We start from the raw sequence: 24,452 nt of genomic DNA, 5'->3' as shown, positions 1-24,452 counted from the left end.
CGCCCGACACAGCCGCGCCCCACGGCACGCGTCAGAGCTTGGTGACCGGGGAGAAGCGCAGCAGCAGCCGCTTGACGCCGTCGGTGCCGAAGTCGACCTTCGCTACCGCGTTGGGACCGGCTCCTTCGAGCGCGACGACCGTGCCGAGCCCGTACGAGTCGTGCGTGACGCGGTCGCCCACCGACAGCTGCGGGATGGCGGAGTCGGGCCGCGGCTTGGCGGAGCCGAAGGTCGCTCCGGTGGACGGCAGCACCGGTCGCGCCTCGCGGTCGGTGCGCGGCGCCGAGGATGCTCGGTAGCCACCGCCGCCCGAGCCGTAGCCCGAGCCCCAGCCGCCGCGCAGCTGGGAGGTGGAGGACTCCCGGCGGCGCCAGTCGATGAGCTCGTCCGGCAGGTCGTCGAGGAACCGGCTGGGCGGGAACTCGTTGGGCACGCCCCAGGCCGTCCGGACCGCAGCGCGTGAGATGTACAGACGCTCGCGTGCTCGCGTCAGGCCGACATAGGCGAGGCGTCGCTCCTCCTCCAGCTGCTGCGAGTCCGACAAGGACCGCAGGTGGGGGAAGGTGCCGTCCTCCATGCCCGTGAGGAACACGACCGGGAACTCGAGGCCCTTGGCGGTGTGCAGGGTCATCAGGGTGACGACGCCGGGATCCGGGCGCGCATCACCGTCGTCGTCCCCACCGTCGTCGTCCGGGATCTGGTCGGAGTCCGCGACGAGCGACACGCGCTCGAGGAAGTCGGCAAGGACGCCCTCGGGGTCGCTCTGCTCGAACTCGGAGGCGACCGCGTGCAGCTCGGCCAGGTTCTCCACCCGGGACGCGTCCTGCGGGTCGTCGCTGGCCCGCAGCTCGGCGAGGTAGCCCGACCGGTCGAGCACGGCGCCGAGCACCTCGGCCGGCCCCGCGGAGGTGGCCAGCGTGCGCAGGTCGTTCATCATCGTCGCGAAGGCGGTCAGACCCGTGATCGCGCGCGTTCCCAGGCCCGGCACCTCGTCGAGAAGGTCGAGGGCCGCGCCGAACGAGATGCGCTCGCGCTCGGCGAACGACGCGACCATCGCCTCCGACCGGTCCCCCAGCCCGCGCTTGGGCACGTTGAGGATGCGGCGCACGCTGACGTCGTCGTCGGGGTTGTCCAGGGCGCGCAGGTACGCGACCGCGTCCTTGATCTCCTTGCGCTCGTAGAACCGCGTGCCGCCGACCACCTTGTAGGGCAGCCCGACGCGGATGAGCACCTCTTCCAACGCCCGGGACTGCGCGTTGGCGCGGTAGAACACGGCGACGTCGCCGGGCCGGACACCGTCGGAGTCGCCCAGCCGGTCGATCTCCTCCGCGACGAACCGGGCCTCCTCGTGCTCGGAGTCCGCGACGTACGCGACGATCTGGGCACCCGCGCCGGAGTCGGTCCAGAGGCGCTTGTTCTCCCGGCCCGGGTTGCGGCTGATCACCGCGTTGGCGGCCGAGAGGATGGTCTGCGTCGACCGGTAGTTCTGCTCCAGCAGGATGGTCCGCGCGTCCGGGTAGTCCACCTCGAACTCGAGGATGTTCCGGATGGACGCACCCCGGAACGCGTAGATCGACTGGTCCGCGTCACCGACGACCGTGAGCTCGCCGCGCGGCAGCTCCATGTCCGTCGAGTCGTCGACGATGCCCCGCGAGGAGCCCACCAGCTCGCGCACCAGCGCGTACTGCGCGTGGTTGGTGTCCTGGTACTCGTCGACCAGCACGTGCCGGAACCGCCGCCGGTAGTGCTCCGCGACGGCCGGGAACGCCCGCAGGAGGTGGACCGTGGTCATGATCAGGTCGTCGAAGTCGAGAGCGTGCGCCTGCTTCAGCCGGGCCTGGTAGCGCGTGTAGACCTGTGCGAGCGCGGTGTCGAAGTCGTTGGCCGCGCCGCCGCCGGAGGTCGCCGCGAACGTCTCGGGGTCCACCAGCTCGTCCTTGAGCGACGAGATCTTGTTCGACAGCGCCTTGGCGGGATACCGCTTGGGGTCGAGGTCCAGCTCTCGCGCGACGAGGGTGAGCAGGCGCTGCGAGTCCGCGGCGTCGTAGATGGAGAAGCTGGACCGCAGGCCCAGGGTCGCCGCCTCACGACGCAGGATCCGCACGCACGCGGAGTGGAACGTGGACACCCACATGCGGCCGGCGGCCGGTCCGACAAGACCCTCGACGCGCTCGCGCATCTCCGCGGCGGCCTTGTTGGTGAACGTGATCGCGATGACCTCACCGGCACGTGCCCGGCCGGTGGCCAGCAGGTACGCGATGCGGTTGGTCAGCACCCGCGTCTTGCCCGAACCGGCGCCCGCGACGATCAGCAGAGGGCCGCCCTGGTGCAGGACAGCCTCGCGCTGCTGGGGGTTGAGGCCGACGAGGAGGCGCTCGGCCTCGGCGCGCCGACGGGCCGCAGCCGCCTCGCCCGAGGGGTCTGCGGAGGCGCCCGGGATGGGCAGGGCGAGGTTCTCGAAGAGCGACGTCATGGCCCCTCAAGGATAGGCGCCGCGACTGACAGGAGGTGCTGCCTGTGGATCTCGCTTACGGTCAGCGGTCACGTGAGAGCCAGCGCCGTCAGCCAGGCACCGGTGGACACCAGTGCCGCGGCGAGCTCCACGAGGATGGTCAGGCCGGTGGCCTGCAACGCCGCCACGGTGGCCCGCCAGGCGGCTCGCGGCTCGCGTGAGCGCAGCCACTCGGCGAGGTAGATCCCGAGCACGAAGCCGACGAACAGACCGACCACGGGGATCGCGAAGAACCCGACGATGCCCGCGATCCCGCCCCAGATCAGGGTGGAGGACGGCACCCCCGCGCGCTTGAGGTGGCGTCCGGCCAGCAGGTACTTGCCGATCGTCGCGAGAACGGTGACGACGACGGTGATCGCGACGACCGTCCACCCCGCGGCGCCCCCGGTGACGACGCCCCAGACGATGATCGCCCCGGCGACGAGCAGCCCGCCGGGGAGCACCTGGACGACGACGCCGAACAGCCCGACCAGCACGACGAGCCCGACCAGGAGGTCACCGACGGAGTTCACGGGGTGGACAGTAACCTCAGCGCCAGAGGACCGCGATCGCGACGTTCAGCGCGGTGAGGCCCGCGATGGCGCCGAGGTAGCCGGTGGTCACGCGCGACGGCTTGCGCACCCCCAGGATCACGAGCGTGGCCACCACGAGTGCGACGACGAGCTTGACCGCGATCTTGGTGGTGTTCGGGTCGTGGCCCGCCAGGCCCGCGGACGCGATGCCGACGATCAGGATGCCGGTGATCAGCGCGGTGAGGATGCCGTGCAGCACCCCCGTGGCGATCTTGGGGGTGCGCAGGTTGACCAGGGTGCCGCCGAGCACGATGGCCCAGCCGAGCAGGTGGAGGACGACGAGCAGGTTGTAAACGAGATCCATGCGCGCGAGCCTATCGGTATCTGACGCTGAGTCAGAAAACTATGTCGTCTAGCGGCTCGAGCTGGCCCGGGCATCCGCGTCAACGCGGTCGCGTCCGCGGTGGTCCGCACCCGGCTCGCGCAGGCGCTCTACGAGGGCGACCGCGAGGCCGCCCTCGCATCGGTCTACCCGCTCGGACGCATCGGCGAGCCCGAGGACGTCGCCGGACCGGTCGCGTTCCTGCTGTCCGACGACGCCGCATGGATCACCGGTCATACGCTCACCATCGACGGCGGCGCCAGTGCCGTCGCCGTCGGCTAGAAGACGTCAGAAGCAGGAACAGCACGAGAGAGGCACCCCATGGCAACCTCCAGCGTCGTCGACGACATCACGCGGGCCGCCGTCGACCTCTTCTCCACCCAGGGGTACGCCAACACCTCGGTGCAGCAGATCGTCGAGGCGGCCGGCGTCACCAAGGGCGCGATGTACCACTACTTCGAGTCGAAGGACGATCTCCTCTTCTCGGTCTACGAGCGGATGCTCACGCTCCAGACGAACCACCTCGAGGACATCGTCGGCCGCGGCGCCCCGACCGCCCAGACGCTGCACGACGTGTGCGTCGACGTCATCGAGACCTCGATCGACTTCCTGCCCGAGGGGACCGTCTTCTTCCGCAGCGTGCACATGCTCTCCGAGCCGCGCCAGAAGGAGGTCACGCGCCGCCGTCGGCAGTATCACGACGTGTTCGCCGGCCTCATCGAGCGCGGACAGCAGGAGGGTCTGTACCGGACGGACATCCCCCGCGCGGTGCTCGTCGCGCACTTCTTCTCCGACGTCCACTACCTGTCGAACTGGTACTCCCCCGAGGGCCCCGAGGACAAGGTGCTCCTCGCGAAGCAGCTGACCGACCTCTTCCTCGTCGCGATCACGGCCTGAGCCGGTGCGCGCGTGGCAGGTGGTGCGGTACGGCGAGCCGGACGACGTGCTGACGCTCGCCGACGTGGCGGAGCCGGCGCCCGGTCCCGGGCAGGTGCTCGTCCGCGGATCGTCTCCACCGGGTCAGCGGTCTGTCGCCTGAGATCATGGGCCTCAGACCGGTCGACGCCTCGCGGATGGCCCTGGCGCGTGCGGGGCTGACCATCGACGAGATCGACCTGGTCGAGCTCAACGAGGCGTTCGCGGCGCAGGTCCTGCCGTCGGCGCGCGCGCTGGGGATCGATCTCGAGAAGCTGAACGTGCTCGGCGGCGCGATCGCGGTCGGCCACCCGTTCGGGAGCACGGGCGCCCGGCTGACCACCACGCTGCTGCACGGCCTGGCGGTGCGTGACGCGACCTTCGGTCTGGAGACCATGTGCGTCGGCGGCGGCCAGGGCATGGCGATGGTGGAGCGCGTCTCCTGACACCGCGACGCGACGCCCGAGGGAGCAGGTGCTCCCTCGGGCGTCGCGGTGTCACGCCGCGAAGTACAGGACGACCGTCTCCGCGACCAGGGCCGGCTTGCTCGCGCCCTCGATCTCCACCGTGATCGTGAAGGTCGCGCGGACGCCCTGTGCCGTCAGCTCGGCGGAGGTCACCGTCGACGTGGCCCAGATGCGCGATCCCGCCGTCACCGGCTGCAGGAACCGGACCTTGTCGAGCCCGTAGTTGACCACCAGGCCGGTCCCGCCGACCTCGACGAGGCCGTCGGTCAGTGCCGGGACCAGGGCGAGCGTGAGATACCCGTGCGCGACGGTCGCGCCGAACGGTCCCTGTGCCGCCCGCACCGGATCGACGTGGATCCACTGGTGGTCGTCGGTCGCGTCGGCGAACGCGTCGATGCGAGCCTGGTCGACGGCGAGCCACTCGTCGGCCGTGTCCGACTGCCCGATCACGTCCACCAGGCCGCCGGGCGTCGAGACCGCGATCATGCCTTCGGGCCGCCCGCCACGTAGAGGACCTGCCCGTTGACGAAGCTCGCCGCCTCCGAGCAGAAGAACGACACCGCGTTCGCGATGTCCTCGGGCACACCGATGCGTCCCACGGGGATCTCCTTGGCCGCGGCCTCGACGAACTGCTCGTACGTGAGGTGCATGCGCTCGGCCGTCTGCCGGATCATGTCGGTCCCGATGAACCCGGGCGCCACCGCGTTGGTCGTGATGCCGTACCGGCCGAGCTCGAGCGCCAGCGTCTTGGTGAATCCCTGGATCCCGGCCTTGGCAGTCGCATAGTTCGCCTGGCCGCGGTTGCCCAGCGCCGACGTGCTCGACAGGTTCACGATCCGGCCCCACCCGGCCGCGACCTGGTGCTTCTGCACCGCGCGGCTCATGAGGAACGCCCCGCGCAGGTGCACCGACATGATCGAGTCCCAGTCGTCCTCGGTCATCTTGAACAGCAGGTTGTCGCGCAGGATCCCGGCGTTGTTGACCAGCACCGTGGGCGCGCCGAGCTCGTCGACGACACGCGCGACGGCCGCGGCGGCGGCGTCGGTGTCGCCCACGTCGGCACCGAGCGCGAGCGCGTCACCGCCGGCCGCACGGATGGCATCGACCGTGTCCGCGCAGTCCTGCTCACGCAGGTCGAGGACGGCGACGCGGTAGCCGTCGGCGGCCAGCCGGACGGCGGTCGCGGCGCCGATGCCACGAGCGGCTCCGGTCACGAGGGCAGTTCTGGTCTCTGTCATCGGGGGGCATTCCTTTCGTCGAGAACGATCAGCTGGCGGAGCTCGCCACCGGCCGCGAGGCGGTCCATGGCGACGTCGAGGTCGTGCAGGGCGATGCGCGAGGAGACCAGGCGTTCGAGCGGCAGCCGCCCGGAGCGCCGCAGGTCGACGTGGAGCGGGATGTCGCGGGCCGGGACGGCGGACCCGAGGTAGCTGCCGACGACGGTCCGTGCCTCGGCCGTGAGCATCAGCGGGCTCACGGACGCGCGGGCGTCCGGCGCCGGAAGGCCCACGGTCACCGTCGTGCCGCCGGCCACGAGCAGGGCGGCCATGCCCCCACCCCCGAGCCCGACGACCATCACCGTGTCACCCTCCCGCGGACGGCCGGCGTTGACCACCGCGACCCCTCCCGTGAGCACCGCGCAGCCGAGCAGCGCCGCGACCTCGGGCGGGACGTCGGCGTCCACGCGGACGACGGAGGTCCGGTTGACCACCGCGTGGCTGGCGAACTCGGAGACGCCGAGGTGGTGGTGGACGGGCTCGCCGTCCCGGGAGAGTCGTCGGTGGTCACCGACGAGCAGACCGAGGCCGGTCGCCGCGCTGCCCACCCGACACGGCAGGAGTCCGTCGGTCGCGCACTCCGGGCAGCCGCCGCAGCGGGGCAGGAACGTCATGACCACGCGGTCGCCTGCGGCCAGGTCGTCCACACCGTCGCCGAGCGGCACACCGACCGCGCGGTGTGTTGCTGGCCACAGGACACACGATCGTCGATTGAGGGGAGGCGCTCGCTGACGAGCGGGATGTCACCAGGGGTCGTCGGCTCGCCACGCTCGGGCCGTACCCGCAGGCCCAGAACGGGTCTGTCTAGTACCCCGCCATCCGCAGGGCGATGTCCACCAGCTCGACGCGGTCCAGTCCGGCAACGTCGGCGATGTCGAACCACGCCGCCGTGTCGGTGCTGCCGTCGACCTCGTCGCGCAGCTCGCCGCCGACGACGTGCGCGCGGTAGACGATCCGCAGCCCGTGCAGCGCGCCGTCGTCCGGGTCGAGGCGCATGGCGGCCGGCACGACGATCGAGTCGACGCCGAGCAGGTCGTCGAGCTCCACGTGGTAGCCGGTCTCCTCGAGGACCTCTCGCACGGCGGCGTCCGCAGGGTCCTCGCCCAGGTCGATGCCACCGCCCGGCAGCGTCCACCCCGACCGCCCACCCTCGACCCAGTGCGGGAGCAGCACCCGCCCGGACTCGACGATCACGGCGTAGGCGGCGACGCGTTGCTTCACCCGCTGGAGCCTAGGGCTAGAGAAGTCGGCGCGCCGCGGCCCAGCGGGTCAGCTCGTGCCGGCTGGACAGCTGGAGCTTGCGGAGCACCGCCGAGACGTGGGTCTCGACCGTCTTGATCGAGATGAACAGCTCGGAGGCCACCTCGCGGTAGGAGTATCCGCGCGCGATCAGCCGCATGACCTCCCGCTCCCGCGCGGAGAGGCGGTCCAGCTCGTCATCGCCGATGGCGACGTCCCCCGCGGCCGCGCCGAACGCGTCGAGCACGAACCCCGCCAGCCGAGGCGAGAAGACCGCGTCGCCGCCGGCCACGCGTCGCACGGCGTCGGACAGGTCGGTGCCGTCGATCGCCTTCGTGACGTACCCGCGGGCGCCCGCGCGGATGACGGCGACCACGTCCTCGGACGCGTCCGAGACCGACAGCGCGAGGAACCGGGTCTCCCCCAGCAGGTCCGTGCAGGCCTTGATGACCTCCGCACCGCCGCCGCCGTCGCCACCGGGCAGGTGCACGTCGAGCAGCACCACCGGCGGCTTCAGCTCGCGCACCAGGCGGATCGCGTCGTCGACCGTGTCGGCCTCACCGACCACGCGGACACCCGCGTCGAGGGACGCCTTCACGCCGGTCCGGAACATGTGGTGGTCATCGACGAGCACCACGTCAACGTGTCCAGCCCCAGATTCGCTCATGCCTGCACTCCTTGTTCGTCCGTCGCTCGGATCGGCACCACCAGGTGGACCTCGGTCCCGCGCTCGGCGCTGCTGGTCACCTTCGCCGTGCCACCACGGCGCCGGACGCGTCCGATGATCGACTCGCGCACCCCGAACCGGTCGGTGCCCACCTCGTCGAGGTCGAACCCGTCGCCATGGTCCCGCACGAAGACCTCGGCCTCCGACGACCCGACCTCCAGGTACAGCGACACGGGCGGGCGGCCGTGCACCACGGCATTGACCAGCGCCTCGCGCGTGGCTTGCAGCAGCGCCTCCGTGTCGGCGTCCGGCGCGCAGTCACCGACCACGACCGACTCGATGGCCACCGGGTCGCCCGTGGGGCCGGACCGCGAGTCCTCGACCTCGGCGACGATCCCCCGCAGCGCCGCGGCGACCGAGGTGCCCGGCGCGGGACGGTCGTCGTAGAGCCACTCGCGCAGCTCACGCTCCTGGGCGCGCGCCATGCGGGCGACCTCCGCGGAGTCGTCGGCCCTCGACCGGATGAGGGCGAGGGTCTGCAGCACGGAGTCGTGCAGGTGGGCAGCGATGTCCGCACGCTCCGACTCCCGCGCACGAGCGGCACGCTCGTCGCCGAGCTCCCGCACGAGCCGCAGCCACCACGGGGTCAGCACGAGGGCCACACCGCCGAGCATGATGACCGCCGCGATGATCGACTGCGCGAGGGTCCCGGCCTCGACACCCTCCCCGGAAGCCATCCCGACGAACAGCAGGACCCCGACGCCGGCCAGCAGGATCCCCCCGGCGACGCGCAGCAGGCTGACCGGCGTCCGCCCGCCCGCCCGGTCCTTGAGGCGACCGCGCTGCACCGCGTCCAGCTGGCTCCACGCGAGCCAGAGGCCCGCCAGCACGATCACCGCGGGCAGCAGCCAGTCCGCCTGCACGTCCGCGCCCGACCGCACCGCGATCAGCAGGGCGGCCGCCACGACGAGGACCCCGCCGATGGCGATGTCCGTCACGGGGATGCGTCGGCCCGGCTCGATGATCGCCTGCCGCCGCGCGAGCCGCGTCAGCGCGCTCGGTCGCACCTGCTGCGCCGCGTCAGCGGGGTCACCGGCCGGGATCGCCAGCCACCAGAACACGTACAGCAGGACGCCGATGCCCGCGACGGGGGTGAGCACGACGAACCCCAGCCGCACCAACCCGACCGGCACGTCGAGGTGCGCGGCGAGCCCCACGGCGACACCACCGAAGAGCCTCCCGCGCGCCGGGCGGCGCAGCGGCAGCCGGCGGGGCGCGACGACGGTCGGGGCAGGGTGCACGGTCCGATCGTCACACGCCCCGAGCCGTTCCGGGGTCGGGTCCGGGGTCCGTTCAGGGGCGCTGCCCGCCAGGTTCAGGGTGCGCTCAGGGGTCCACCCGATGCCGCGCGCTCGTCGCGACCGTCAGGATCGAGACATGGACACGACGACTCCCACCGGCGCTGCCGGACCCGACCCGGCGCCGGGCGGCCTTCCGCCGGACCCGACCCCAGCACCGGGGAACGCGCCGAACAGCTTCTTCGCCGGTGTCCGCCGCCTCGGCATCACGCGGTCCGACGACCGCTGGATCGGTGGGGTCAGCGGCGGGCTCGGTGACCGGTTCGGCATCGATCCGCTCCTGGTCCGCGGCATCCTGTTCGCGACGCTCCTGCTCGGCGGGCTCGGGCTCGTCGCCTACGGCGTCGCCTGGGCGCTCCTGCCCGAGCGACGGGACGGCCGCATCCACCTCGAGGAGATGATCCTCGGCCGGTTCGACATCGCCCTGCTCGGGGCGCTGGCCTTCGTCATCGTCGGCTTCGGCCGTGGTGACAGCTGGTTCTTCTTCTGGGGCCCTCCCGGCTGGGTCCAGGGTCTCCTCTGGGTGGCGTTCATCGCCGGCCTCGTGACGCTCATCGTCGTCGTCTCCAACCAGCAGCCCTCGAGGCAGCGACCGCCGACCGGCGCGTACGGGCCGTACGTCCCCCCGGCGAGCTACCCCGCGGCGACGTACCCGCCGGCGCCCGTCAGCTCCTCGGCACCGCCTGTCGACGACGCGTCACCCGTCGACGACGCCTCACCCGCCGAGCCCGTTCCGCCCGCCGCACCCGCGTGGTCCGCCTCGTACACACCCACCCCGCCGGCTCCCGCACCGCGCCCCGTGCAGCCACCGCGGCCGGTCACCCCGCCGCGGCCGCGCACGCCAGGCCCCGGGGTCGCCACCGTCGGCGTCGTCGTCGCGCTGAGCCTCCTCAGCCTCGCGGTCCTGCTCGTCGCGGAGCGGCAGGGTGACTTCACCGGACCCGTCGGCCTGACCGCGCTCGGCGTCGGCATCGTGCTCTGCGGCCTAGGCATCATCGTCTCCGGCCTGCGCGGCCGGACCAGCGGCGGCCTCGGCGGTCTCGCCGTCGTCGGCATCCTCGTCGCGGTGCCGCTCGGCGCCGTGCAGAACGCCAGCTGGGTCTGGAACGGCGACTCGCAGCACGACTTCTCGGCTGACGGTGTCGTCTACGTGACCGACCGTTCCGAGGCGGCCAACGGCTACTCGATCGGGTTCGGTGACGTCACGATCGACCTCAGCGAGGTGCCGATGACCACCGAGACCCTCGTGGTCCCCCTCTCGCTCGCGGCCGGCGACCTCACCGTCGTCGTCCCCAGCGAGGCCAGCATCTCCGCCGACGTCGACGCCGGCGCCGGCACCGTGCGCTGGGACGTCGACGGAGAGAGCAAGAGCGTGGACGGCGTCGGCCTGAACCCGCGCACCTTCACGGCCGGCGCGATCGACGACGACGGACCCCAGCTCGCGCTGCAGGTCCAGATCGGCGCCGGCGACGTCTCGATCATCGAGGAGAACTGATGCCCACCGACAAGACCCCGCGCGACGCCGACGAGACGCTCGCCCTGCCGGTCACCGACCAGGAACCCACCACGGGCGCCGACGACGACGACACCGTGATCGCCGACGACGACACCGTGGCCCTCCCGCCCGCCGGCACGACCACACCAGCCGTCGACATGACGGAGGGGAGCGCGCCGGACGAGACGCGAGCGCTACCCCTCACCGACGAGACCCGCCCGTACCCGAGAACGACAGCCTGGTCGTCGCAGGACGAACCCGCGGTCTACACCTCCCCCATCGGTGCGCTCTATGCACCGACCGACCGGCCGGACCAGGTGCCCGCGGACGGGGTCGCCCAGACCACCGTCGTGGAGCCGGCACCGGTGGAGCCGGCACCGGTGGAGCCGGCACCGGTCGACCCGCCTCGCCGCCGGCTGCGCGTGGGCACCGTCGTCTGGGGTCTGGTCATCGCCGCGATCGGCGTCGGTCTGCTCGCCTGGGCCGCCGGTTTCGCGATCGACCTGCAGCTCGCGATGATCGTCCTCCTCGCGGTCGCCGGCACGGCGCTGCTGGTCGGATCGATCGTCAGCGGAGCGCGCGCCGCACGTCGCTGAGCGACGACGCACGAACGTCCGAGCACGAGGGGCCTTCCGGCCGGCTCGTGCTCGGACGTCGTGGTGGTCAGGCCTTGGGACCCGTCGGAGCCGGCGGCGGAGTCGTCGGCGGCGTGGCGGCAGGCGTCGCAGTCGGCCGCGTGGTCGGGATCGGGTCCGGGTAGGCGGACGTCCCCCTCGTGCCCGTCGCGGTGTCGTACGCCAACGCGGTGCCGATCTTGCGCAGGGCCCAGCCGACCAGGATGAAGATGATCCCGAGCCCCACCACCAGCGCGGCCACCCCGAAGGCGACGACCGAGGTGAACAGCGATGCCCGCAGGAATGACGCATCCATCATCGTCGCCCGAACCGGGTCTTCCCGGTCGAGCTCGGCATAGGTCTTTCCTCCGGAGGACTCCAGAGCGTGGGTATTGATGATGTCGGCCTGGAACCAGGCTTCCCACGGCGTGTCGACGAGCTGCCCGCCGAACGCCTGGGCGTCCTCGGAGACGGTGATCTTCTCCGCGGCGAGGTTGCTGGCCACGGCTCCCCAGGTCACACCACCAGCAATGATGAAGATGATCCCGGCGATGATCGTCAACAGCCCCAGTGTGCGGACCGTCTTCGAGCTCCCGGTGGTCGTGGTCGTCGTCATGTCTCCCCTTCCGAACCCCAACGGACGGGTCCGAACCCCATGGACCCGGTAGGTCGCGTGCGACCCATGACAAATAATTGTCCAACGGTTCGACTGTAGTGACATTTCACCTGGACGAATACCGCGAATCGCCGGGCATTCCTCAGACGTGTGCGAGGTCCCGAGCACGGCTGTACTCCGCCTCGGCGGCACTCAGCACGTCGTCCCAGCCGAACGCAGGACGCACCACCCGGTTGTGCGCGAGCATCCCGTCGAGCAGCCGGCCGTCGCGCGCCAGGTGCACGACCGCCTCCGTCATCTCCGCGTCGTCGGACACCAGCAGTCCGTCGACGCCGTCCTCGACGAACTCGGCGATGCCGGTGCCGCGCCGGGCGACGATGGCGAGCCCCGCCGTGCGGGCCTCGAGGGCGGCGATGCCGAACGCCTCCAGCTCGGCGGGGGCGAGGAACACGTCGGACTCCGTGTAGGCGGCCCGCACCTGCGGTCGGGTCAGCCGGCCGCGGAGCTCCACCACGTGCTGCAGACCCTGACCGGCCACGGCGGACCTGACCCTGCCCTCGGCGGGTCCGGAGCCGATGATCGACAGCCGCAGCCGGTCCGGGGGCAGGCGCCGGGCGGCCTGACCGACGAGCTCGACCAGGGGCACGGCACGCTTGCGGGGCGCCAGCCGCATCGTCGAGACCAGCCGCAGCGGGCCACGCTCACCGGGACGGCCCCGCCCCGCGGAGCGCGCCGTCGGCGCCCACAGATCGACGTCGATCCCGTTGGGCATCACCGACACGTCGGCGCCGAACACCTCGCGCACGCGCGCGGCCGCGGCGTGGCTCACGGCGCTGAGCGCCGCCGGAGTGCGCCGCCAGTGGGTGCGGCTCACGAGCGTGCGCAGGGTGCCGACGACGCCGTCGAGCATGCAGTGCCAGGTGATCGCGGTCGGCAGGCCGACGTCGAGGGCGATCCTGGCGCCGTCGTACGCGAACGGTGAGAGCACCCCGGCGTGCACGTGGACGACGTCGGGCCGCAGGTCGGCGAACGCCGACCGCACCAGTCGCGGACCGACGGGGTTCACCGGCAGGTCGAACGGGATCCGCGCCCCGAGCCGGTGGACATGGACCCCGTGCTCCAGGTCGACGACTCCCCCGCGCTCGCCCCCGACGCCGAGGGTCGCGGTCAGCACGTGCACCTCGTGCCCGGCGGCGGCCTGCCGCGCGGCGAGGTCGCCCACCTGCGACTCGATCCCGCCGGTACGCGGCGCGTAGCAGTCGGAGACGTGGACGATCAGCACGGGCCCACCGTATCGACGCGAGCCGGACGCTCCTTCATGATCCGGTGCAGGTCACGCGCGTGCGCCACCGGCAGCCTCGATGCGCGCGAGCGCTTGGGTGTGCACCGTGCGCTCCAGGACGAACGACATGACGGGCACCACGCCGGCCGCGGCCATGGTCGCCAGCCGTCCGAGCCGCCAGCGCATCTTCGACCAGAGGTCGAACACGGTGACCAGGTAGACCACGTAGATCCAGCCGTGCGCGTACGCGATCCAGGCGCCGATGACGGGGTTCGGCGTGCCCGCCGCGTCGACACCGCCCGCGTGGAACACGTACTTGAGCACCAGCTCGACGCACAGCAGCAGGAGCAGCGTCCCGGTGATCCACGCCATCACGCGGTAGCGCAGCGTCGCGCCCCGGGCCTTGCGCACCCACGGGTCGACGGAGGTCGCGGACTCGCTCACGGTGTTGTTCCCCGTCATCTCACTCCCACTCGATCGTGCCCGGCGGCTTGCTGGTGACGTCGAGGACCACCCGGTTGACGTCGGGCACCTCGTTGGTGATCCGAGTCGAGATGACGGCCAGCACGTCGTACGGCAGCCGCGTCCAGTCCGCGGTCATCGCGTCCTCGGACGACACCGGCCGCAGCACGACCGGGTGGCCGTACGTCCGCCCGTCGCCCTGCACGCCCACCGACCGGACGTCGGCGAGCAGCACCACCGGGCACTGCCAGATGTCGCGGTCCAGGCCGGCGCGCGTCAGCTCCTCGCGGGCGATCACGTCGGCGGCACGCAGGATGTCGAGCCGCTCCGCCGTGACCTCGCCGATGATCCGGATGCCGAGGCCCGGGCCGGGGAACGGCTGGCGCCACACGATGCCCTCGGGGACACCCAGCTCCAGACCGACCGCGCGCACCTCGTCCTTGAACAGGGTGCGCAGCGGCTCGACCAGCTCGAACTGCAGGTCGTCCGGCAGCCCGCCCACGTTGTGGTGCGACTTGATGTTGGCCGCGCCCTCGCCGCCACCGGACTCCACGACGTCCGGGTACAGGGTGCCCTGCACGAGGAACCTGACGTCCTCGCCCTCGCCGGCCTCCTCGATCACCTCGCGCGCCGCGTCCTCGAACACCCGGATGAACTCGCGGCCGATGATCTTGCGCTTGGTCTCGGGGTCGGTGTGCCCGGCGAGCGCCCGCAGGAACCGCTCGCGCGCGTCGACCACCTTGAGCTGCACGCCCGTCGCGGCGACGAAGTCCTTCTCGACCTGCTCGGCCTCGCCCGACCGCAGCAGTCCGTGATCGACGAACACGCAGGTCAGCTGGCTCCCGACGGCCTTCTGGACCAGGGCGGCGGCCACCGAGGAGTCCACCCCGCCGGACAGTCCGCAGATCACCCGCGCCGAGCCCACCTGCGCGCGGATCTTCTCGACCTGCTCCGCGACGACGTTGCCCGCGTTCCAGTCGGGGGTCAGTCCGGCGCCCTCGTAGAGGAAGTTCTCCAGTGCCTTCTGCCCCAGCGGCGAGTGCTTGACCTCGGGGTGCCACTGCACGCCGAACAGGCGACGGTCGCGGTCCTCGAACGCCGCGACCGGGCTGCCGGACGACGTCGCGAGCACCTCGAAACCCTCGGGCGCCGCGTGCACCGCGTCCCCGTGGCTCATCCACACGGTCTGGGAGGCCGGGCTGCCCGACAGGACGGTCCCGGCGGACGTGACCTCGACCGCCGTGCCGCCGTACTCACGCTGGCCAGTCTGCGCGACCGTCCCGCCGAGCGCCGCGGCCATGGCCTGGAACCCGTAGCAGATGCCGAGCACGGGGACGCCGGCCTCGAACAGCGCCGGGTCGACGAAGGGGGCACCCGTGGCGTAGACCGACGACGGTCCTCCGGAGAGGATGATCGCGGCCGGGTCCTTGGCCAGCAGGTCCGCGACGGACGCCGTGTGCGGCACGATCTCGGAGTACACGTTGGCCTCGCGGACCCGTCGGGCGATCAGCTGCGCGTACTGCGCGCCGAAGTCCACGACCAGCACGGGACGGTGGACGGTGGCGGCCGGGTCAGGGGTCTGCGTCACGCCGCAAGGGTAGTCGGCGCTCGGAGGTCGCCGTGCACCGCCCCGGACGCGCGTCGGTGTCACGGACCGGCGGTGGCGTCGGTGTCGAGCACCGCGATGCTCTCCTGCACCTGTTCCACGACGTCCGCCGGCAGGTCCGGGCCGGTGAGCTGGACGGCCACGGCCTTCTCCGTGCGGGGGTCGGAACCGACCCACAGGACACCCTCGAGAGGGTCACCGCCGTCCTGCGCCGCGTACGTGAAGTCGGTGCGCGTCAGCTCCAGGTCCGTGGAGTCGACCGGGTCGGACTGGTCGACCACCGCGAAGTCGGGGTAGCCACCCACCTGCATCGACGCGAGGAGGATCCCGCGACCCTCGGCCGCGCGGTAGTAGCCCAGCGTGGGGGCGCCGGCGAGCTCCAGGGTCGCTTCGTCGCCGTCGTGGCGGCTGAGCGTCCACGGCTCGTCCAGCTCACCCCCGTCGGACCACCCGTCGGGCACGTCCACCTGCAACCACCCGTCCTGCACGCGGGTCCAGCCCTCGGCCGTTCCGGACCCGCCGGAGCACCCCGCCAGGGCGACGCACAGTGCCAGCGCGAGGGCGGTCACGCGGCTGCGGTGAGACGAGGTCATGCTCGTTGGTCCTCCGAGTCGGGGGTCAGATAGGTCATGGGGTGCGCGGGGAAGCCGCCGTACCGCGCGGACCGCCATGCTCCCACCCCCGCCGCGACGGCCGCGCACAGCAGCACCTGCACCACGGCCGAGAGCAGGAGGCCGGCGGCGGTCGATCCGGTCACGGCCACCACGGTCGTCGTCACGACCGCGGCGCCGATCGGCACGGGGACGGTCGCGACGAGCCACTGCCACCACGCGGTCACGCGCGCGACGGGCAGCACCGCCGCGCCCAGCAGCCCGGCCAGCACCGGCGCGGCGAGCCACGGGAGCCAGAGCAGCCCCAGCACCGCGTCCGGCCCGGCGGCGTCGGCCCGCAGGACCAGCAGCACGCCCGACCCGTACTCCCCGACGAGGAACCCGGCCAGCGCAGCCGCCCAGGCCCACAGCAGGTCCACGACGCGGAGCCCGTGACGGCGCTGTCGCGGGCTCATCGGCACGTCTCGTCGGTCAGGAACGGACGCACGCCGTCTCCTCGCGGGGCGCCGAGGTAGTCGGCGTCCACCGCGTCGGCGGTGGCGCTCTCCCCCGAGATGCCGAACCCGAACTGCCAGCCCTTCTTGATCGCCGCCTCGAACTCCCAGGAGTCCTTGACGTTGTGGTAGACGATCTGGCTCGTGGTGGCGCTGCGGTACAGCAGGTCGAGGAACGGGTCGTCCGACGGGCTCGCGGGGACCATCGCGGCGAACGGCAGCGACACCGCGACACCCGCGTCGTTGCGGTTCGCGAGCCACGTGTCGACGAGGTCGCGGTTCGCGTCGTCGACCGCGAGCCGGGTGGTCGTCACGAGCTCGTCCGACTCGCTGTGGTCGACGCTGCCGGACCCCTGCTCGAACGAGTCGTTGCCGAGACCGCCCGAGACGCCGCCCTCCCGCGCCGACTGGAACACGACCTCCGTGACCTTGCCGTCCTCGTTGCGCGTCACGGTGAACGCTCCCTCGATCGTGCCTGCCGCCTCCCCGTGGCCGACGACGACGTCCGCACCGACCGCCCCCGCACCGGAGACCTCGTACGTCCAGCTCTGCTCGCCGGTCGCATGGTTGGTCTCGACGACGACCGCAGCGCCCGCGCTCGCCGACAGGGTCACGCCGAGGTTCGGGTCGAAGAACTCCGCATCACCGGCCGCGTCCGTCGCGCCGGTCGGGTCCCTCAGCCCGAAGGCCGCGTCCAGCGACAGCTCGAGCTCGGTCTTGGCGAACGACACCTCGGGGGACTTGGGCGGGTCCTTCCACCCCATGGACTTGGCCGCCCAGACGCCACCCTCGTGCTCGAGCACCTCCTGCTGCAGCAGGTAGTCGTCGAGCTGCTCCTTCATCTCGCCCCACTGCTCGGGCGAGTCGAACGCCCACGTGTCGCCGTAGGAGAAGGTGACGCCCCCGCCGAGGTCGACGTCGAGCCCCGCGTTGTCGCCGCCCCCGAGCTTGCCCAGGTCGAACGTGCTGGAGGTCACGGAGCCGCCTGCCCCGATGCCGACGCCGTCGGTGACGGTGGCCCGGACGGTCCCGTCGGCGAACTCCTGCACGACGAACCCGGAGTCCTGGCCGAGCTCGAAGAACCAGACCTTGACCGCGGCGGAGTACTGCTCGCTCTCCTCGTGGAACATGCACGCGGGTGGCACGTAGTCGTCGTCGGTGGGCTGCTCGGCCGTCACCGCACCGCACGACGCCGCGTCGCCCCCGCTCGTCGCGGCGACGAGCCTGCACAGCTCGGCCGCCAGCCGGTCCGGGTAGCTCGAGACGCCCGCGACCACCCCGACGACGAGCAGCGCCGCCACCACCACGACCCCGAGCAGCTCGGCGCTGCTCCCGCCACGGTCGCCGCGGGGCATACGGGTGCGGCACACGGCGCTCACGACGCGACGCCGGCCACACGCGCCCGCGCGTCCGCCGGCCGCACCAGCACACCACCCAGAGCCGGTCCCCCGAGCCACACCACGGCCTCGACCAGGATCGTCGCCGGCATCACCCCTCGTCCGCCCTGCGCGGCCACCGTCGCGGCCTGCAGGACCAGCGTGACCACCAGTCCCGCCCCTCCGGCGGTGAGCGTCGTGCGCAGTGCAGCCGTGCGGTTCCACAGGCCGAAGCGACGCCGCTGCAGCGCTGCCACCAGGACGCCGACGAGGATCAGCAGCCCCAGCTGCGTGACCGCGAGGACGAGCGCCGGGCGCGGCCCGCTCAGCCCGACCAGCACCGCCACCGCACGGCAGCCCAGCACGCCCACGACGAAGCCGACGGTCGCTGCCCGGAGATCGATCTGGTCCATGCTGCGACGCTAGGAGCGCGGCGGACCTCCACCTCCGGGCCCCACGGTTCCTCCGTGGACCCACGGCTGGGTCTCGAGGCCCAGGCCGGGTGGGCCCCGCGGTCGGGATACCCTCCTGGGCGAGCCGCCGCGCCGGCGGATGATCGAGGAAGGGACACCCGAGCATGCGCCTGGCGCTCACCGCGCAGATCGCGCTCGCGACCGCGATCGGCGGCTTCGTCGCCGGGCTGCTCGCGCTGTGGGTCGGCAGCACCACGCTCTCCGTCGGGGCGGGCGTGACCGTGCGGGTCGTGCTCGTCGTCCTCGTCCTGCTGCTGGCGCCCGCCATCGCCGTGCGTCGGCGCCTGCTCGACGTCGACCGCACCGTCCTGCGCCGCTCGGCGGTGGTGGGCCTGGTGCTGGGCTACCTGCTCAACCCACTATCGTGGCTGGGACGCGCGTTCGTCGCGCAGACGTTCGTGCCCGTCGGTGTGGCCTCCGCGGCGGTCGACCTCGTGCTCTGGACGGGCGTCGGCATGGGCGCCGTGCTCGTCGCCACGAGGTCCGCGACGCACCGTGATCCGCTGGGTTACCAGTCGTCTGCCTGATCGCCGGCTCGGAACCTCAGCGACTCTGCGGCGCCGTCACGCGTCGCAGGACAAGACCGAGGACGAGCAGGAACGCCGCGAACACGAGGAACGGCGCGCCCGGGGTGCCTCGCTTCCCGTCCCCGGGGTCGACCGAGGTGCCGACCGTCTCCAGCCCGCCGCCGGAGCAGGTGACACGCGAGACCGCGTCGAGGGAGTCGGTGGCCGACAGCCAGGTCCACGTCGCACCCTGCGCGTCGACTACCTCCGACGGGCTCCCCTCCACCGGACCGATCTGCAGGTCGACGGTCCTCGATCCGTCCGTGCTCGACGCCTCGCAGGTCACCGCCGCGAGGTCGACGTCCGGCTGGCCCCAGACGGTGTCCCCGTGGACGCTGTTCGACAGCTCGACCGGCGATCCGGCAGGTGCCGAGTGGAGGATCTCGACCGGCGCGGTCCCGCCGAAGGAGCCGAGACCGAGGAGGCCGGCGATCCCGAGCAGGGCGAAGAGCGGTGCCGCGAACAACGCGGCCGTCCCGAACATCCGGGCGGTGCGCCGGATGTTCGTCCCCGAGAAGATGCCCACGGGGTCACTCACCGACCGTGACGCTCGCCAGCACGTCGTGCTGGCCGGTCTCCTCGTACCGCGACACAGGACCCACCACGGTCACGATGGCCTGGCTGCCGTCGGGCAGGTCCAGGGTGAGGGTCTCGTACCGGAACCGCACGTCGTCCCCCGAGGGCATCGGCAGGTCCGCCTCGTACTTCAGGTAGGCCGCCGCGTCCGCCCCCGGCCAGGTCAGCTCTTCCTCGACGACGTCCTGTGCTCCGAGGGTGGCCTCGCCGACCGTCCGGCTGTTCGCGCTCGACGCCTTGGCGTCCCGGGTGGGGGTGCCCGAGGTGACCACGTACACCGAGCCTCCGGCGCCGTCGGGTCCGAGCGGCATCTTCATCCCCGCCGCCGTGACGTCGTCACCGCCGCCCTCGGGCGGGTCCGTCTCGTAGGGCTCCCAGTCCGTGGGTGTCGCCAGCTGCACGCCGGCGAGCTCCTGGGCGGTCCAGCCGGACGGGGCAGCGCTCGGGGTCAGCACGCTGTCAGTCTCGTCGCCCGACGACGACGTGCAGCCCGCGAGCAGGGCGAACGCCCCGACGAGCACAGCCACCCGGACGGCGATGAGCTGGTGGGGACGCAAGGAAGACCTCCGAGAAGGGTGGGAACGCGAGCTGGTGTGCCGCGAGAAGGTTGTCACACCACGCAGCCGGCACGGTCCACCATCGCGGTCCCGTCCCAGTACTTGTAGTCCGACGTGGACCGGCTGCTGGTCACGGAGCTGTGCGACAGGCCCAGCTGGACTCCCAGCTCACCCTCGGCGTTGAACCCCGCCTCGCTGGTACCCAGCGTGTACGTCTGCTCTGAGATGTGCCCCCGCGCCGCGGCGAGCTCACCGAGCTCGCGTCCGAGCGACGACGGGTCGAGCTTGTCCCCGACGATCTGCGGGATATCGACCGAGTCGGTGATGCCCGGGTAGTACGGGATGCCGGCCGCCTGGAGCACCCGCGCAGCCGTCTGGCGAGCTGCCTCGGTGTCGAGCGGGATGTCGATCGTCCGCTCGGTGTACTCGGGGTCGTCCTCGACAGGGCCGGTGTACGAGCTGTCGCCGGTCGCGTTGCCCATCAGCACGCTCTTGATCCGGAAGGTCGTCGGGTTCCCGTTCTCGTCGCGGTCGACCTCGACCACCGCGCCGGCGGAACCCTCCGCCGTGAGCTGCATGAACGTGTCGTAGCCCTGGGCGTTCGGGCCCCGGCCCTGCAGGCCTCCGCCGATCGACATCTCCGCGCGCAGGTAATCCGTCGTCGTGCCGTCCGCCCGGTGGGTCCGGCCGAGGTACGCCTCGATCGCCGCCTCGGCACCAGCCGTGCCGAGCGGCGTCGACGCCCCGGCAGAGGCGTTGCCCTCGACACCGGCCTCGACGAACCACTCGTCGGCCTCGAGCTGCTCGTACTTGTTGCTGCCGCCGAGCTTGTCGTTGAACCAGTCGACGCCGTCCCGCACGATGTTGTCGTCGCCGACGAGGGAGTCCTTGGTCTCGTCGTTGCGCTTGTGGTCCAGGATGTTGCGGGCCTGCTCTTCGGACGTCGCGATGTACGACTCGCCGCCCCCGGCGACGAGCGCCACGTTGGCCTTCGCGGTCGCACCCACCCCGTAGGTCTGGTCGTCGACGGTCGCCGAGAAGTCGAACCCGACGCCGACGCCGATGCCCACACCGCCCGACCGGGCCCGGGTCAGCCGATAGGTGCCGTCACCCAGCTTCTCGATGACCCACGTCTCACCACTCTGGACGTCGACGACCACCGTCACGCCGGTGTTCGACTCCTCACCGGTCGACGACACCACGCACTCGTCCGGCGGGATGTAGTCCTCCGGCGAGCGCTCCATCGGGGGCGCCGGGCACGAACCGCCGCCGACAGCGGAGGTGAGCTTGCACAGCTGCGCGGACAGGTTCTCGCCGTAGTGGCTGTTGACGAAGCCCAGCACGAGCGCGCCGACGAGGACGGCGACCACAGCGACCACGCCGAGGTACTCGAGCGACCCCGCACCGCGGTCGTCGAGCCGGAGGCCGCGGCGCCGGAGCGCGCGTGTCAAGATCACTCGATCAACCCTTCGCTGCATGGTGATGCTCAGCCGAGCTCTTCCACCGTAGGTCGGTTCGCCGCATGGTCTGCCGGGTCCCACGGCTCCGTTCACGTCCTGCGTGTGGGCCCACGGGCCCAGTCGAGCCCCAGGTCACCGCACGAGGATGGGCTCCAGGTCGCCCAACCGTGCCGCGGCGCGATCGACCAGCTGGTCGATGCGCGAGTCCGAGTCGGAGAACCCGTGCTCGCCGGCACACGAGATGCGGTACTCCCATGCGCTGTAGATCGGCTGCGGGACGAACGGCGGCGGCGTGGGGGTCGGGCTGGGCGTCGTGCTGGGCGTCGGGGTCGGCGTCGGGGTGGGGGTCGGTGGCGGGGGCTGGGTGTAGCCGATGATCGTCCGCTCGGCGACGATCTCGCAGCTGGCCAGCTCGACGCCGACCTGGGCGGTTCCGCTCGACCGCACGATGCGGTTCTCGGGGCCGCGCGCGTCCAGGCGGACGTCGACCGCCACCCGGTCCCGCGCCGCGTCGTGGTGGTACGACTCCACCGACGCGTCGTTGCGCGCCGCGTACTGCTCCGCCCCGAGGCGGCCACTGCCACCGGCAGCTGCACCGGAGAACCGCCACGTCTCGCGGGTTCCGAACAGCGCGGCGATCCGCAGGTCCCAGACCGCGTCGTCGATCTCGTCGACCGCGCGGTCGCGCGCCCCGACTGCGCCTGCTAACGCAGCCGCGTCGGCCGCGGTCTGCGTCTGGCCGACCTTGTCCGTGGCGGCCAGGAGCGGGATGACGTAGACGAACAGGAGGGCGAGGACGCCCACCACGACGGTGAGGATGATCGCCGTCGCGGCGAGCCCGTCGTCCCCGCGAGCCACCGCGCGCACGCGCGCAGCGACCCGCCGGTGCCATGACCTCACGATCGCGTCACCGGGAGGTCCTCGATCGGTGCGAACCCGGGAACCTCGAACGTGACGGTCGAGGTCGAGGGGTCGATCGGCGGGAAGGCGCCCGAGAGGAGCTGTCCGACGTCCGACATCCCCAGCGGTGCGTTGGAGCACGTGCAGATGCTGGAGTCCTCACCCACCAGCTGGCCGACCCACGGCTGGTAGCGCACCTTGGCGCCCGGGTCGACCAGGGCGATGTCCCGGATGTCGTTGGCGAGCGGACGCTGCGCGTTGAACGCCGAGAGCTGGAGCAGCGGGTCCGTGTCCTCGGTGTTGACCAGCGTGAACCACACCGTCGTGCTGGTCTCGTCGGCCAGGACGGCGGTCACGTCGATCCGCGCCGGCCGCGGGGAGGCCTGGTCCGGCACGGCACCCTCCACCGAGCCGAGGACCTCGCCGCCACCGGACTCACCGTCGAAGACGGCCGACTCCAGCTCCGCACGCGTCATGGACGGCGCGGACGACTCGCTCCCCCCGCCGGTCGCCGAGCCGCTGCCGGTGGGCGACGGGTCGTCGTCCCCGGTGCAGCCCGTCAGGACGACGGCGGTCAGCAACGCCACGGCGCCGGCCACGCCGGTGCGCACGAGCCCCTTCATGAGTCCCCCTTGACGCCGTAGACCACGGTCACGCGGCGGTTGGCCTGCTTGCCCTCGTCCGTCGAGTTGTCCCCCACCGGCTCGGCCTCGCCCCTGCCGACCGACACGAAGGTCACGCTCGATCCCGCCGCGGGTTGCAGGGCCGCCAGCACCGCTGCGGCGCGCTGCTCGGAGAGTGTCTGGTTGAACGCGTCGGAGCCGTCGGCGTCCGTGTGGCCGGTCACGACGACCTCGCCGGTGCCGCGCGCGGCGATGTCCGCCGCCACCGTCGCCAGGGCGCTGCTGGCCTCGGGTGTCAGCTCTGCCGAGCCCGACGCGAACAGCACGTTGGCGTCCAGCGTCACAGCCACGGCCTCCACGGACTCCTCGACCTTCGCGGTTCCCTCCACGTCACCGGAACGGCGCAGGAGCGGGAACGTGAACGCAGCAGGGTCGGCCGAGGCGAGGTCCGCGGCGGCCGGGAGCTGCGGCCAGCCCTCGCCCACGTACGGAGCCTTCTCCTTGCCGACAGGCTCGAGCGCACCGTCCTGCACGGGCACGGCGCCGGCCGAGGTGCCGTACGGCATCTGCACCTGGACCTCGGTGACGTCCTCCGGGAGCTCCGGGAAGACGGCCCAGCCGACGCGCAGCTCGCCCGAGGCGGAGTCGAGGTCGGTCGCGTAGGTCGTGAAGGTGTCCTCCTCGCTGGCGAGGGGTGCGTACGAGTTCAGGCCCGCGGTGTCGACGAGGAAGAGGTCGGTCACGTGCAGACGTGCGTACGGGCTCTCCGGCACCTTCGCGGCGAGCGAGCCGGTGAACTTGCCGCTGCCGTTCCAGCCGATCGAGTAGTACAGGACGGTGCCACCGTCGACGCGCCGCACGCCGTGGATCAGTCCGCGGACCTCCGGCTCGGAGTCGTCGTTCCGGTAGTGGTAGGTGAAGCTGCCCTCGACCGGGACCTCCTGACCGTCCACCTCGACCGTGCCCGTGGGCACCGGCTCGCGCCCTGCGGCGTCCGCGGTCACCGCCGACAGAACGAGCACGACGGCCGCGACGGCCGTAGCGAGTGCGCGTCTCACGTGTGTGTCTCCCTCGTGGTCATCGGGTCAGCGTAGACGTGCCGACCGAGGCCTTCAGACGCACGACGGAACCGACACCGCCGTGCACGTGGAGAAGCGACGGCCCGCGAAGGGCCGTCGCTCCTGCCTGCGTACGGGGTTGTCAGGGGACGATCTTGTCGAGCTGCTCCGTGATCTTGCCGCCCAGGTCGAAGGCCGTGAAGGCGGTGATGAGGGCGCCGACGAGGAGGACGACCACGACGACGATGCCGAGGTACTCCAGCGTGCCCTGACCGGCCTCACGAGCCTCGACGGCCTTGGCGAGGCGGATCTTGGTGTTGACGAACATGCGGGTCATGAGTGTGCTCCTCCACG

General features: G+C 72.1%; 29 protein-coding genes and 2 pseudogenes. 7 read left to right on the top strand and 24 right to left on the bottom strand.

What is annotated here, in order from left to right:
- Positions 1–31 precede the first annotated feature (31 nt).
- From pcrA to ASG23_RS09710, 3 genes are all read right to left on the bottom strand, one after another.
- Positions 32–2,473 (bottom strand): DNA helicase PcrA, encoded by a 2,442-nt coding sequence (pcrA, locus tag ASG23_RS09720; protein ID WP_056023696.1) that lies wholly within the window; start codon positions 2,471–2,473, stop codon positions 32–34.
- A 68-nt stretch (positions 2,474–2,541) separates the two neighbouring features.
- Positions 2,542–3,024: a DUF456 domain-containing protein gene (locus tag ASG23_RS09715; RefSeq protein ID WP_056023693.1), complete on the bottom strand. Its 483-nt coding sequence runs from the start codon at positions 3,022–3,024 to the stop codon at positions 2,542–2,544.
- A 16-nt stretch (positions 3,025–3,040) separates the two neighbouring features.
- Positions 3,041–3,388 (bottom strand): hypothetical protein, encoded by a 348-nt coding sequence (locus ASG23_RS09710; protein ID WP_056023690.1) that lies wholly within the window; start codon positions 3,386–3,388, stop codon positions 3,041–3,043.
- A gap of 48 nt (positions 3,389–3,436) precedes the next feature.
- On the opposite strand from ASG23_RS09710, the pseudogene ASG23_RS09705 reads away from it, so the two are divergent.
- The 4 genes and pseudogenes from ASG23_RS09705 to ASG23_RS09695 all read left to right on the top strand — a co-directional run.
- A pseudogene (locus ASG23_RS09705) lies at positions 3,437–3,688 on the top strand (SDR family oxidoreductase); the annotation flags it as partial.
- A 39-nt stretch (positions 3,689–3,727) separates the two neighbouring features.
- Positions 3,728–4,303 carry a TetR/AcrR family transcriptional regulator gene (locus tag ASG23_RS09700; RefSeq protein ID WP_056023685.1) on the top strand — a complete coding sequence of 192 codons (576 nt, stop codon included), beginning with the start codon at positions 3,728–3,730 and terminating at the stop codon, positions 4,301–4,303.
- Between the two features lie 4 nt (positions 4,304–4,307).
- Positions 4,308–4,445, top strand: a complete 138-nt coding sequence (locus ASG23_RS20885) for a hypothetical protein (RefSeq protein ID WP_200941557.1) — start codon at positions 4,308–4,310, stop codon at positions 4,443–4,445.
- A 4-nt stretch (positions 4,446–4,449) separates the two neighbouring features.
- The gene (locus ASG23_RS09695; protein WP_056023682.1) at positions 4,450–4,767 is read left to right on the top strand and encodes a hypothetical protein; all 318 of its coding nucleotides are present in this window, start codon (positions 4,450–4,452) and stop codon (positions 4,765–4,767) included.
- Between the two features lie 51 nt (positions 4,768–4,818).
- Here the strand turns inward: ASG23_RS09695 and ASG23_RS09690 are convergent, their stop codons facing one another.
- From ASG23_RS09690 to ASG23_RS09665, 6 genes and pseudogenes are all read right to left on the bottom strand, one after another.
- Complete coding sequence (locus ASG23_RS09690; protein WP_056023679.1) at positions 4,819–5,274, bottom strand: MaoC family dehydratase; 456 nt, start codon at positions 5,272–5,274, stop codon at positions 4,819–4,821.
- Positions 5,271–6,026, bottom strand: a complete 756-nt coding sequence (fabG, locus tag ASG23_RS09685; RefSeq protein ID WP_056023678.1) for a 3-oxoacyl-ACP reductase FabG — start codon at positions 6,024–6,026, stop codon at positions 5,271–5,273. Before fabG ends, ASG23_RS09690 begins: the two co-directional genes overlap by 4 nt.
- Positions 6,023–6,745 (bottom strand): annotated as a pseudogene (locus tag ASG23_RS09680) (alcohol dehydrogenase); the annotation flags it as partial. The pseudogene ASG23_RS09680 and the gene fabG, both read right to left, overlap by 4 nt.
- A 124-nt stretch (positions 6,746–6,869) precedes the next feature.
- The gene (locus tag ASG23_RS09675) at positions 6,870–7,286 is read right to left on the bottom strand and encodes an NUDIX hydrolase (protein ID WP_056023673.1); all 417 of its coding nucleotides are present in this window, start codon (positions 7,284–7,286) and stop codon (positions 6,870–6,872) included.
- A 16-nt stretch (positions 7,287–7,302) separates the two neighbouring features.
- Entirely contained in the window at positions 7,303–7,971 is a 669-nt protein-coding gene (locus ASG23_RS09670; RefSeq protein ID WP_056023669.1) for a LuxR C-terminal-related transcriptional regulator, read from the bottom strand.
- Entirely contained in the window at positions 7,968–9,272 is a 1,305-nt protein-coding gene (locus ASG23_RS09665) for an ATP-binding protein (RefSeq protein ID WP_056023666.1), read from the bottom strand. Before ASG23_RS09665 ends, ASG23_RS09670 begins: the two co-directional genes overlap by 4 nt.
- A gap of 136 nt (positions 9,273–9,408) precedes the next feature.
- Between ASG23_RS09665 and ASG23_RS09660 the strand changes: the two genes are divergently transcribed.
- Together ASG23_RS09660 and ASG23_RS09655 are read left to right on the top strand one after the other, a co-directional pair.
- Entirely contained in the window at positions 9,409–10,824 is a 1,416-nt protein-coding gene (locus ASG23_RS09660) for a PspC domain-containing protein (protein WP_056023663.1), read from the top strand.
- Positions 10,824–11,420 carry a hypothetical protein gene (locus ASG23_RS09655; RefSeq protein WP_056023660.1) on the top strand — a complete coding sequence of 199 codons (597 nt, stop codon included), beginning with the start codon at positions 10,824–10,826 and terminating at the stop codon, positions 11,418–11,420. The genes ASG23_RS09660 and ASG23_RS09655 overlap by 1 nt, the downstream gene beginning before the upstream one ends.
- Positions 11,421–11,487: 67 nt before the next feature.
- Here the strand turns inward: ASG23_RS09655 and ASG23_RS09650 are convergent, their stop codons facing one another.
- The 8 genes from ASG23_RS09650 to ASG23_RS19865 all read right to left on the bottom strand — a co-directional run bounded on the left by ASG23_RS09650 (position 11,488) and on the right by ASG23_RS19865 (position 18,298).
- A complete protein-coding gene (locus ASG23_RS09650; RefSeq protein ID WP_327019466.1) occupies positions 11,488–12,054 on the bottom strand; it encodes an aromatic ring-opening dioxygenase LigA in 567 nt (188 codons plus the stop codon).
- Positions 12,055–12,196: 142 nt separating this feature from the next.
- Complete coding sequence (locus tag ASG23_RS09645; protein WP_056023657.1) at positions 12,197–13,336, bottom strand: glycosyltransferase family 4 protein; 1,140 nt, start codon at positions 13,334–13,336, stop codon at positions 12,197–12,199.
- A 51-nt stretch (positions 13,337–13,387) separates the two neighbouring features.
- Positions 13,388–13,798, bottom strand: coding sequence for a DUF3817 domain-containing protein (locus tag ASG23_RS09640; RefSeq protein ID WP_056023654.1), 411 nt, complete (start codon positions 13,796–13,798; stop codon positions 13,388–13,390).
- A gap of 1 nt (position 13,799) precedes the next feature.
- A complete protein-coding gene (guaA, locus tag ASG23_RS09635) occupies positions 13,800–15,386 on the bottom strand; it encodes a glutamine-hydrolyzing GMP synthase (RefSeq protein WP_056023650.1) in 1,587 nt (528 codons plus the stop codon).
- Between the two features lie 59 nt (positions 15,387–15,445).
- Complete coding sequence (locus ASG23_RS09630) at positions 15,446–15,997, bottom strand: hypothetical protein (protein ID WP_157465604.1); 552 nt, start codon at positions 15,995–15,997, stop codon at positions 15,446–15,448.
- Positions 15,994–16,470: a hypothetical protein gene (locus ASG23_RS09625; RefSeq protein ID WP_157465603.1), complete on the bottom strand. Its 477-nt coding sequence runs from the start codon at positions 16,468–16,470 to the stop codon at positions 15,994–15,996. Before ASG23_RS09625 ends, ASG23_RS09630 begins: the two co-directional genes overlap by 4 nt.
- A complete protein-coding gene (locus tag ASG23_RS09620) occupies positions 16,467–17,888 on the bottom strand; it encodes a hypothetical protein (protein ID WP_157465602.1) in 1,422 nt (473 codons plus the stop codon). Before ASG23_RS09620 ends, ASG23_RS09625 begins: the two co-directional genes overlap by 4 nt.
- Positions 17,885–18,298, bottom strand: a complete 414-nt coding sequence (locus tag ASG23_RS19865) for a hypothetical protein (RefSeq protein WP_056023640.1) — start codon at positions 18,296–18,298, stop codon at positions 17,885–17,887. The genes ASG23_RS09620 and ASG23_RS19865 overlap by 4 nt, the downstream gene beginning before the upstream one ends.
- A 164-nt stretch (positions 18,299–18,462) precedes the next feature.
- Here ASG23_RS19865 and ASG23_RS09610 point away from each other — a divergent pair, with 164 nt between their 5' ends.
- Positions 18,463–18,885 carry a hypothetical protein gene (locus tag ASG23_RS09610; protein WP_056023636.1) on the top strand — a complete coding sequence of 141 codons (423 nt, stop codon included), beginning with the start codon at positions 18,463–18,465 and terminating at the stop codon, positions 18,883–18,885.
- Positions 18,886–18,901: 16 nt separating this feature from the next.
- Here the strand turns inward: ASG23_RS09610 and ASG23_RS09605 are convergent, their stop codons facing one another.
- The 7 genes from ASG23_RS09605 to ASG23_RS09575 all read right to left on the bottom strand — a co-directional run bounded on the left by ASG23_RS09605 (position 18,902) and on the right by ASG23_RS09575 (position 24,435).
- Positions 18,902–19,462, bottom strand: coding sequence for a hypothetical protein (locus ASG23_RS09605; protein ID WP_157465601.1), 561 nt, complete (start codon positions 19,460–19,462; stop codon positions 18,902–18,904).
- The gene (locus tag ASG23_RS09600; RefSeq protein ID WP_056023630.1) at positions 19,455–20,057 is read right to left on the bottom strand and encodes a hypothetical protein; all 603 of its coding nucleotides are present in this window, start codon (positions 20,055–20,057) and stop codon (positions 19,455–19,457) included. Before ASG23_RS09600 ends, ASG23_RS09605 begins: the two co-directional genes overlap by 8 nt.
- Before the next feature lie 53 nt (positions 20,058–20,110).
- Positions 20,111–21,514, bottom strand: a complete 1,404-nt coding sequence (locus ASG23_RS09595; protein ID WP_056023627.1) for a hypothetical protein — start codon at positions 21,512–21,514, stop codon at positions 20,111–20,113.
- Between the two features lie 135 nt (positions 21,515–21,649).
- A complete protein-coding gene (locus tag ASG23_RS09590) occupies positions 21,650–22,417 on the bottom strand; it encodes a hypothetical protein (protein ID WP_157465600.1) in 768 nt (255 codons plus the stop codon).
- Complete coding sequence (locus tag ASG23_RS09585; RefSeq protein WP_056023621.1) at positions 22,414–23,040, bottom strand: hypothetical protein; 627 nt, start codon at positions 23,038–23,040, stop codon at positions 22,414–22,416. The genes ASG23_RS09590 and ASG23_RS09585 overlap by 4 nt, the downstream gene beginning before the upstream one ends.
- Positions 23,037–24,098: an OmpA family protein gene (locus ASG23_RS20535; RefSeq protein ID WP_056023618.1), complete on the bottom strand. Its 1,062-nt coding sequence runs from the start codon at positions 24,096–24,098 to the stop codon at positions 23,037–23,039. Before ASG23_RS20535 ends, ASG23_RS09585 begins: the two co-directional genes overlap by 4 nt.
- A 142-nt stretch (positions 24,099–24,240) precedes the next feature.
- Entirely contained in the window at positions 24,241–24,435 is a 195-nt protein-coding gene (locus ASG23_RS09575; protein ID WP_056023615.1) for a hypothetical protein, read from the bottom strand.
- Positions 24,436–24,452: the final 17 nt, after the last annotated feature.

The sequence above is a fragment of the Cellulomonas sp. Leaf395 genome (assembly GCF_001424125.1).
GTDB lineage: Bacteria > Actinomycetota > Actinomycetes > Actinomycetales > Cellulomonadaceae > Cellulomonas.
Note: the sequence above shows the minus strand (reverse complement) of the source record. Positions and strands in the feature narration are given on the sequence as shown.

Bases quoted from the DNA above. Each gene is read 5' to 3' on its own strand.
- ASG23_RS09640 (WP_056023654.1), bottom strand. From the start codon at position 13,798: ATGACGGGGAACAACACCGTGAGCGAGTCCGCGACCTCCGTCGACCCG.
- ASG23_RS09695 (WP_056023682.1), top strand. From the start codon at position 4,450: ATGGGCCTCAGACCGGTCGACGCCTCGCGGATGGCCCTGGCGCGTGCG.
- ASG23_RS09575 (WP_056023615.1), bottom strand. From the start codon at position 24,435: ATGACCCGCATGTTCGTCAACACCAAGATCCGCCTCGCCAAGGCCGTC.
- pcrA (WP_056023696.1), bottom strand. From the start codon at position 2,473: ATGACGTCGCTCTTCGAGAACCTCGCCCTGCCCATCCCGGGCGCCTCC.
- ASG23_RS09655 (WP_056023660.1), top strand. From the start codon at position 10,824: ATGCCCACCGACAAGACCCCGCGCGACGCCGACGAGACGCTCGCCCTG.
- ASG23_RS09610 (WP_056023636.1), top strand. From the start codon at position 18,463: ATGCGCCTGGCGCTCACCGCGCAGATCGCGCTCGCGACCGCGATCGGC.
- ASG23_RS09650 (WP_327019466.1), bottom strand. From the start codon at position 12,054: ATGACGACGACCACGACCACCGGGAGCTCGAAGACGGTCCGCACACTG.
- ASG23_RS09630 (WP_157465604.1), bottom strand. From the start codon at position 15,997: ATGACCTCGTCTCACCGCAGCCGCGTGACCGCCCTCGCGCTGGCACTG.
- ASG23_RS09625 (WP_157465603.1), bottom strand. From the start codon at position 16,470: ATGAGCCCGCGACAGCGCCGTCACGGGCTCCGCGTCGTGGACCTGCTG.
- ASG23_RS09670 (WP_056023669.1), bottom strand. From the start codon at position 7,971: ATGAGCGAATCTGGGGCTGGACACGTTGACGTGGTGCTCGTCGATGAC.
- ASG23_RS09660 (WP_056023663.1), top strand. From the start codon at position 9,409: ATGGACACGACGACTCCCACCGGCGCTGCCGGACCCGACCCGGCGCCG.
- ASG23_RS09700 (WP_056023685.1), top strand. From the start codon at position 3,728: ATGGCAACCTCCAGCGTCGTCGACGACATCACGCGGGCCGCCGTCGAC.
- ASG23_RS09710 (WP_056023690.1), bottom strand. From the start codon at position 3,388: ATGGATCTCGTTTACAACCTGCTCGTCGTCCTCCACCTGCTCGGCTGG.
- ASG23_RS09585 (WP_056023621.1), bottom strand. From the start codon at position 23,040: ATGAAGGGGCTCGTGCGCACCGGCGTGGCCGGCGCCGTGGCGTTGCTG.
- ASG23_RS09690 (WP_056023679.1), bottom strand. From the start codon at position 5,274: ATGATCGCGGTCTCGACGCCCGGCGGCCTGGTGGACGTGATCGGGCAG.
- ASG23_RS19865 (WP_056023640.1), bottom strand. From the start codon at position 18,298: ATGGACCAGATCGATCTCCGGGCAGCGACCGTCGGCTTCGTCGTGGGC.
- fabG (WP_056023678.1), bottom strand. From the start codon at position 6,026: ATGACAGAGACCAGAACTGCCCTCGTGACCGGAGCCGCTCGTGGCATC.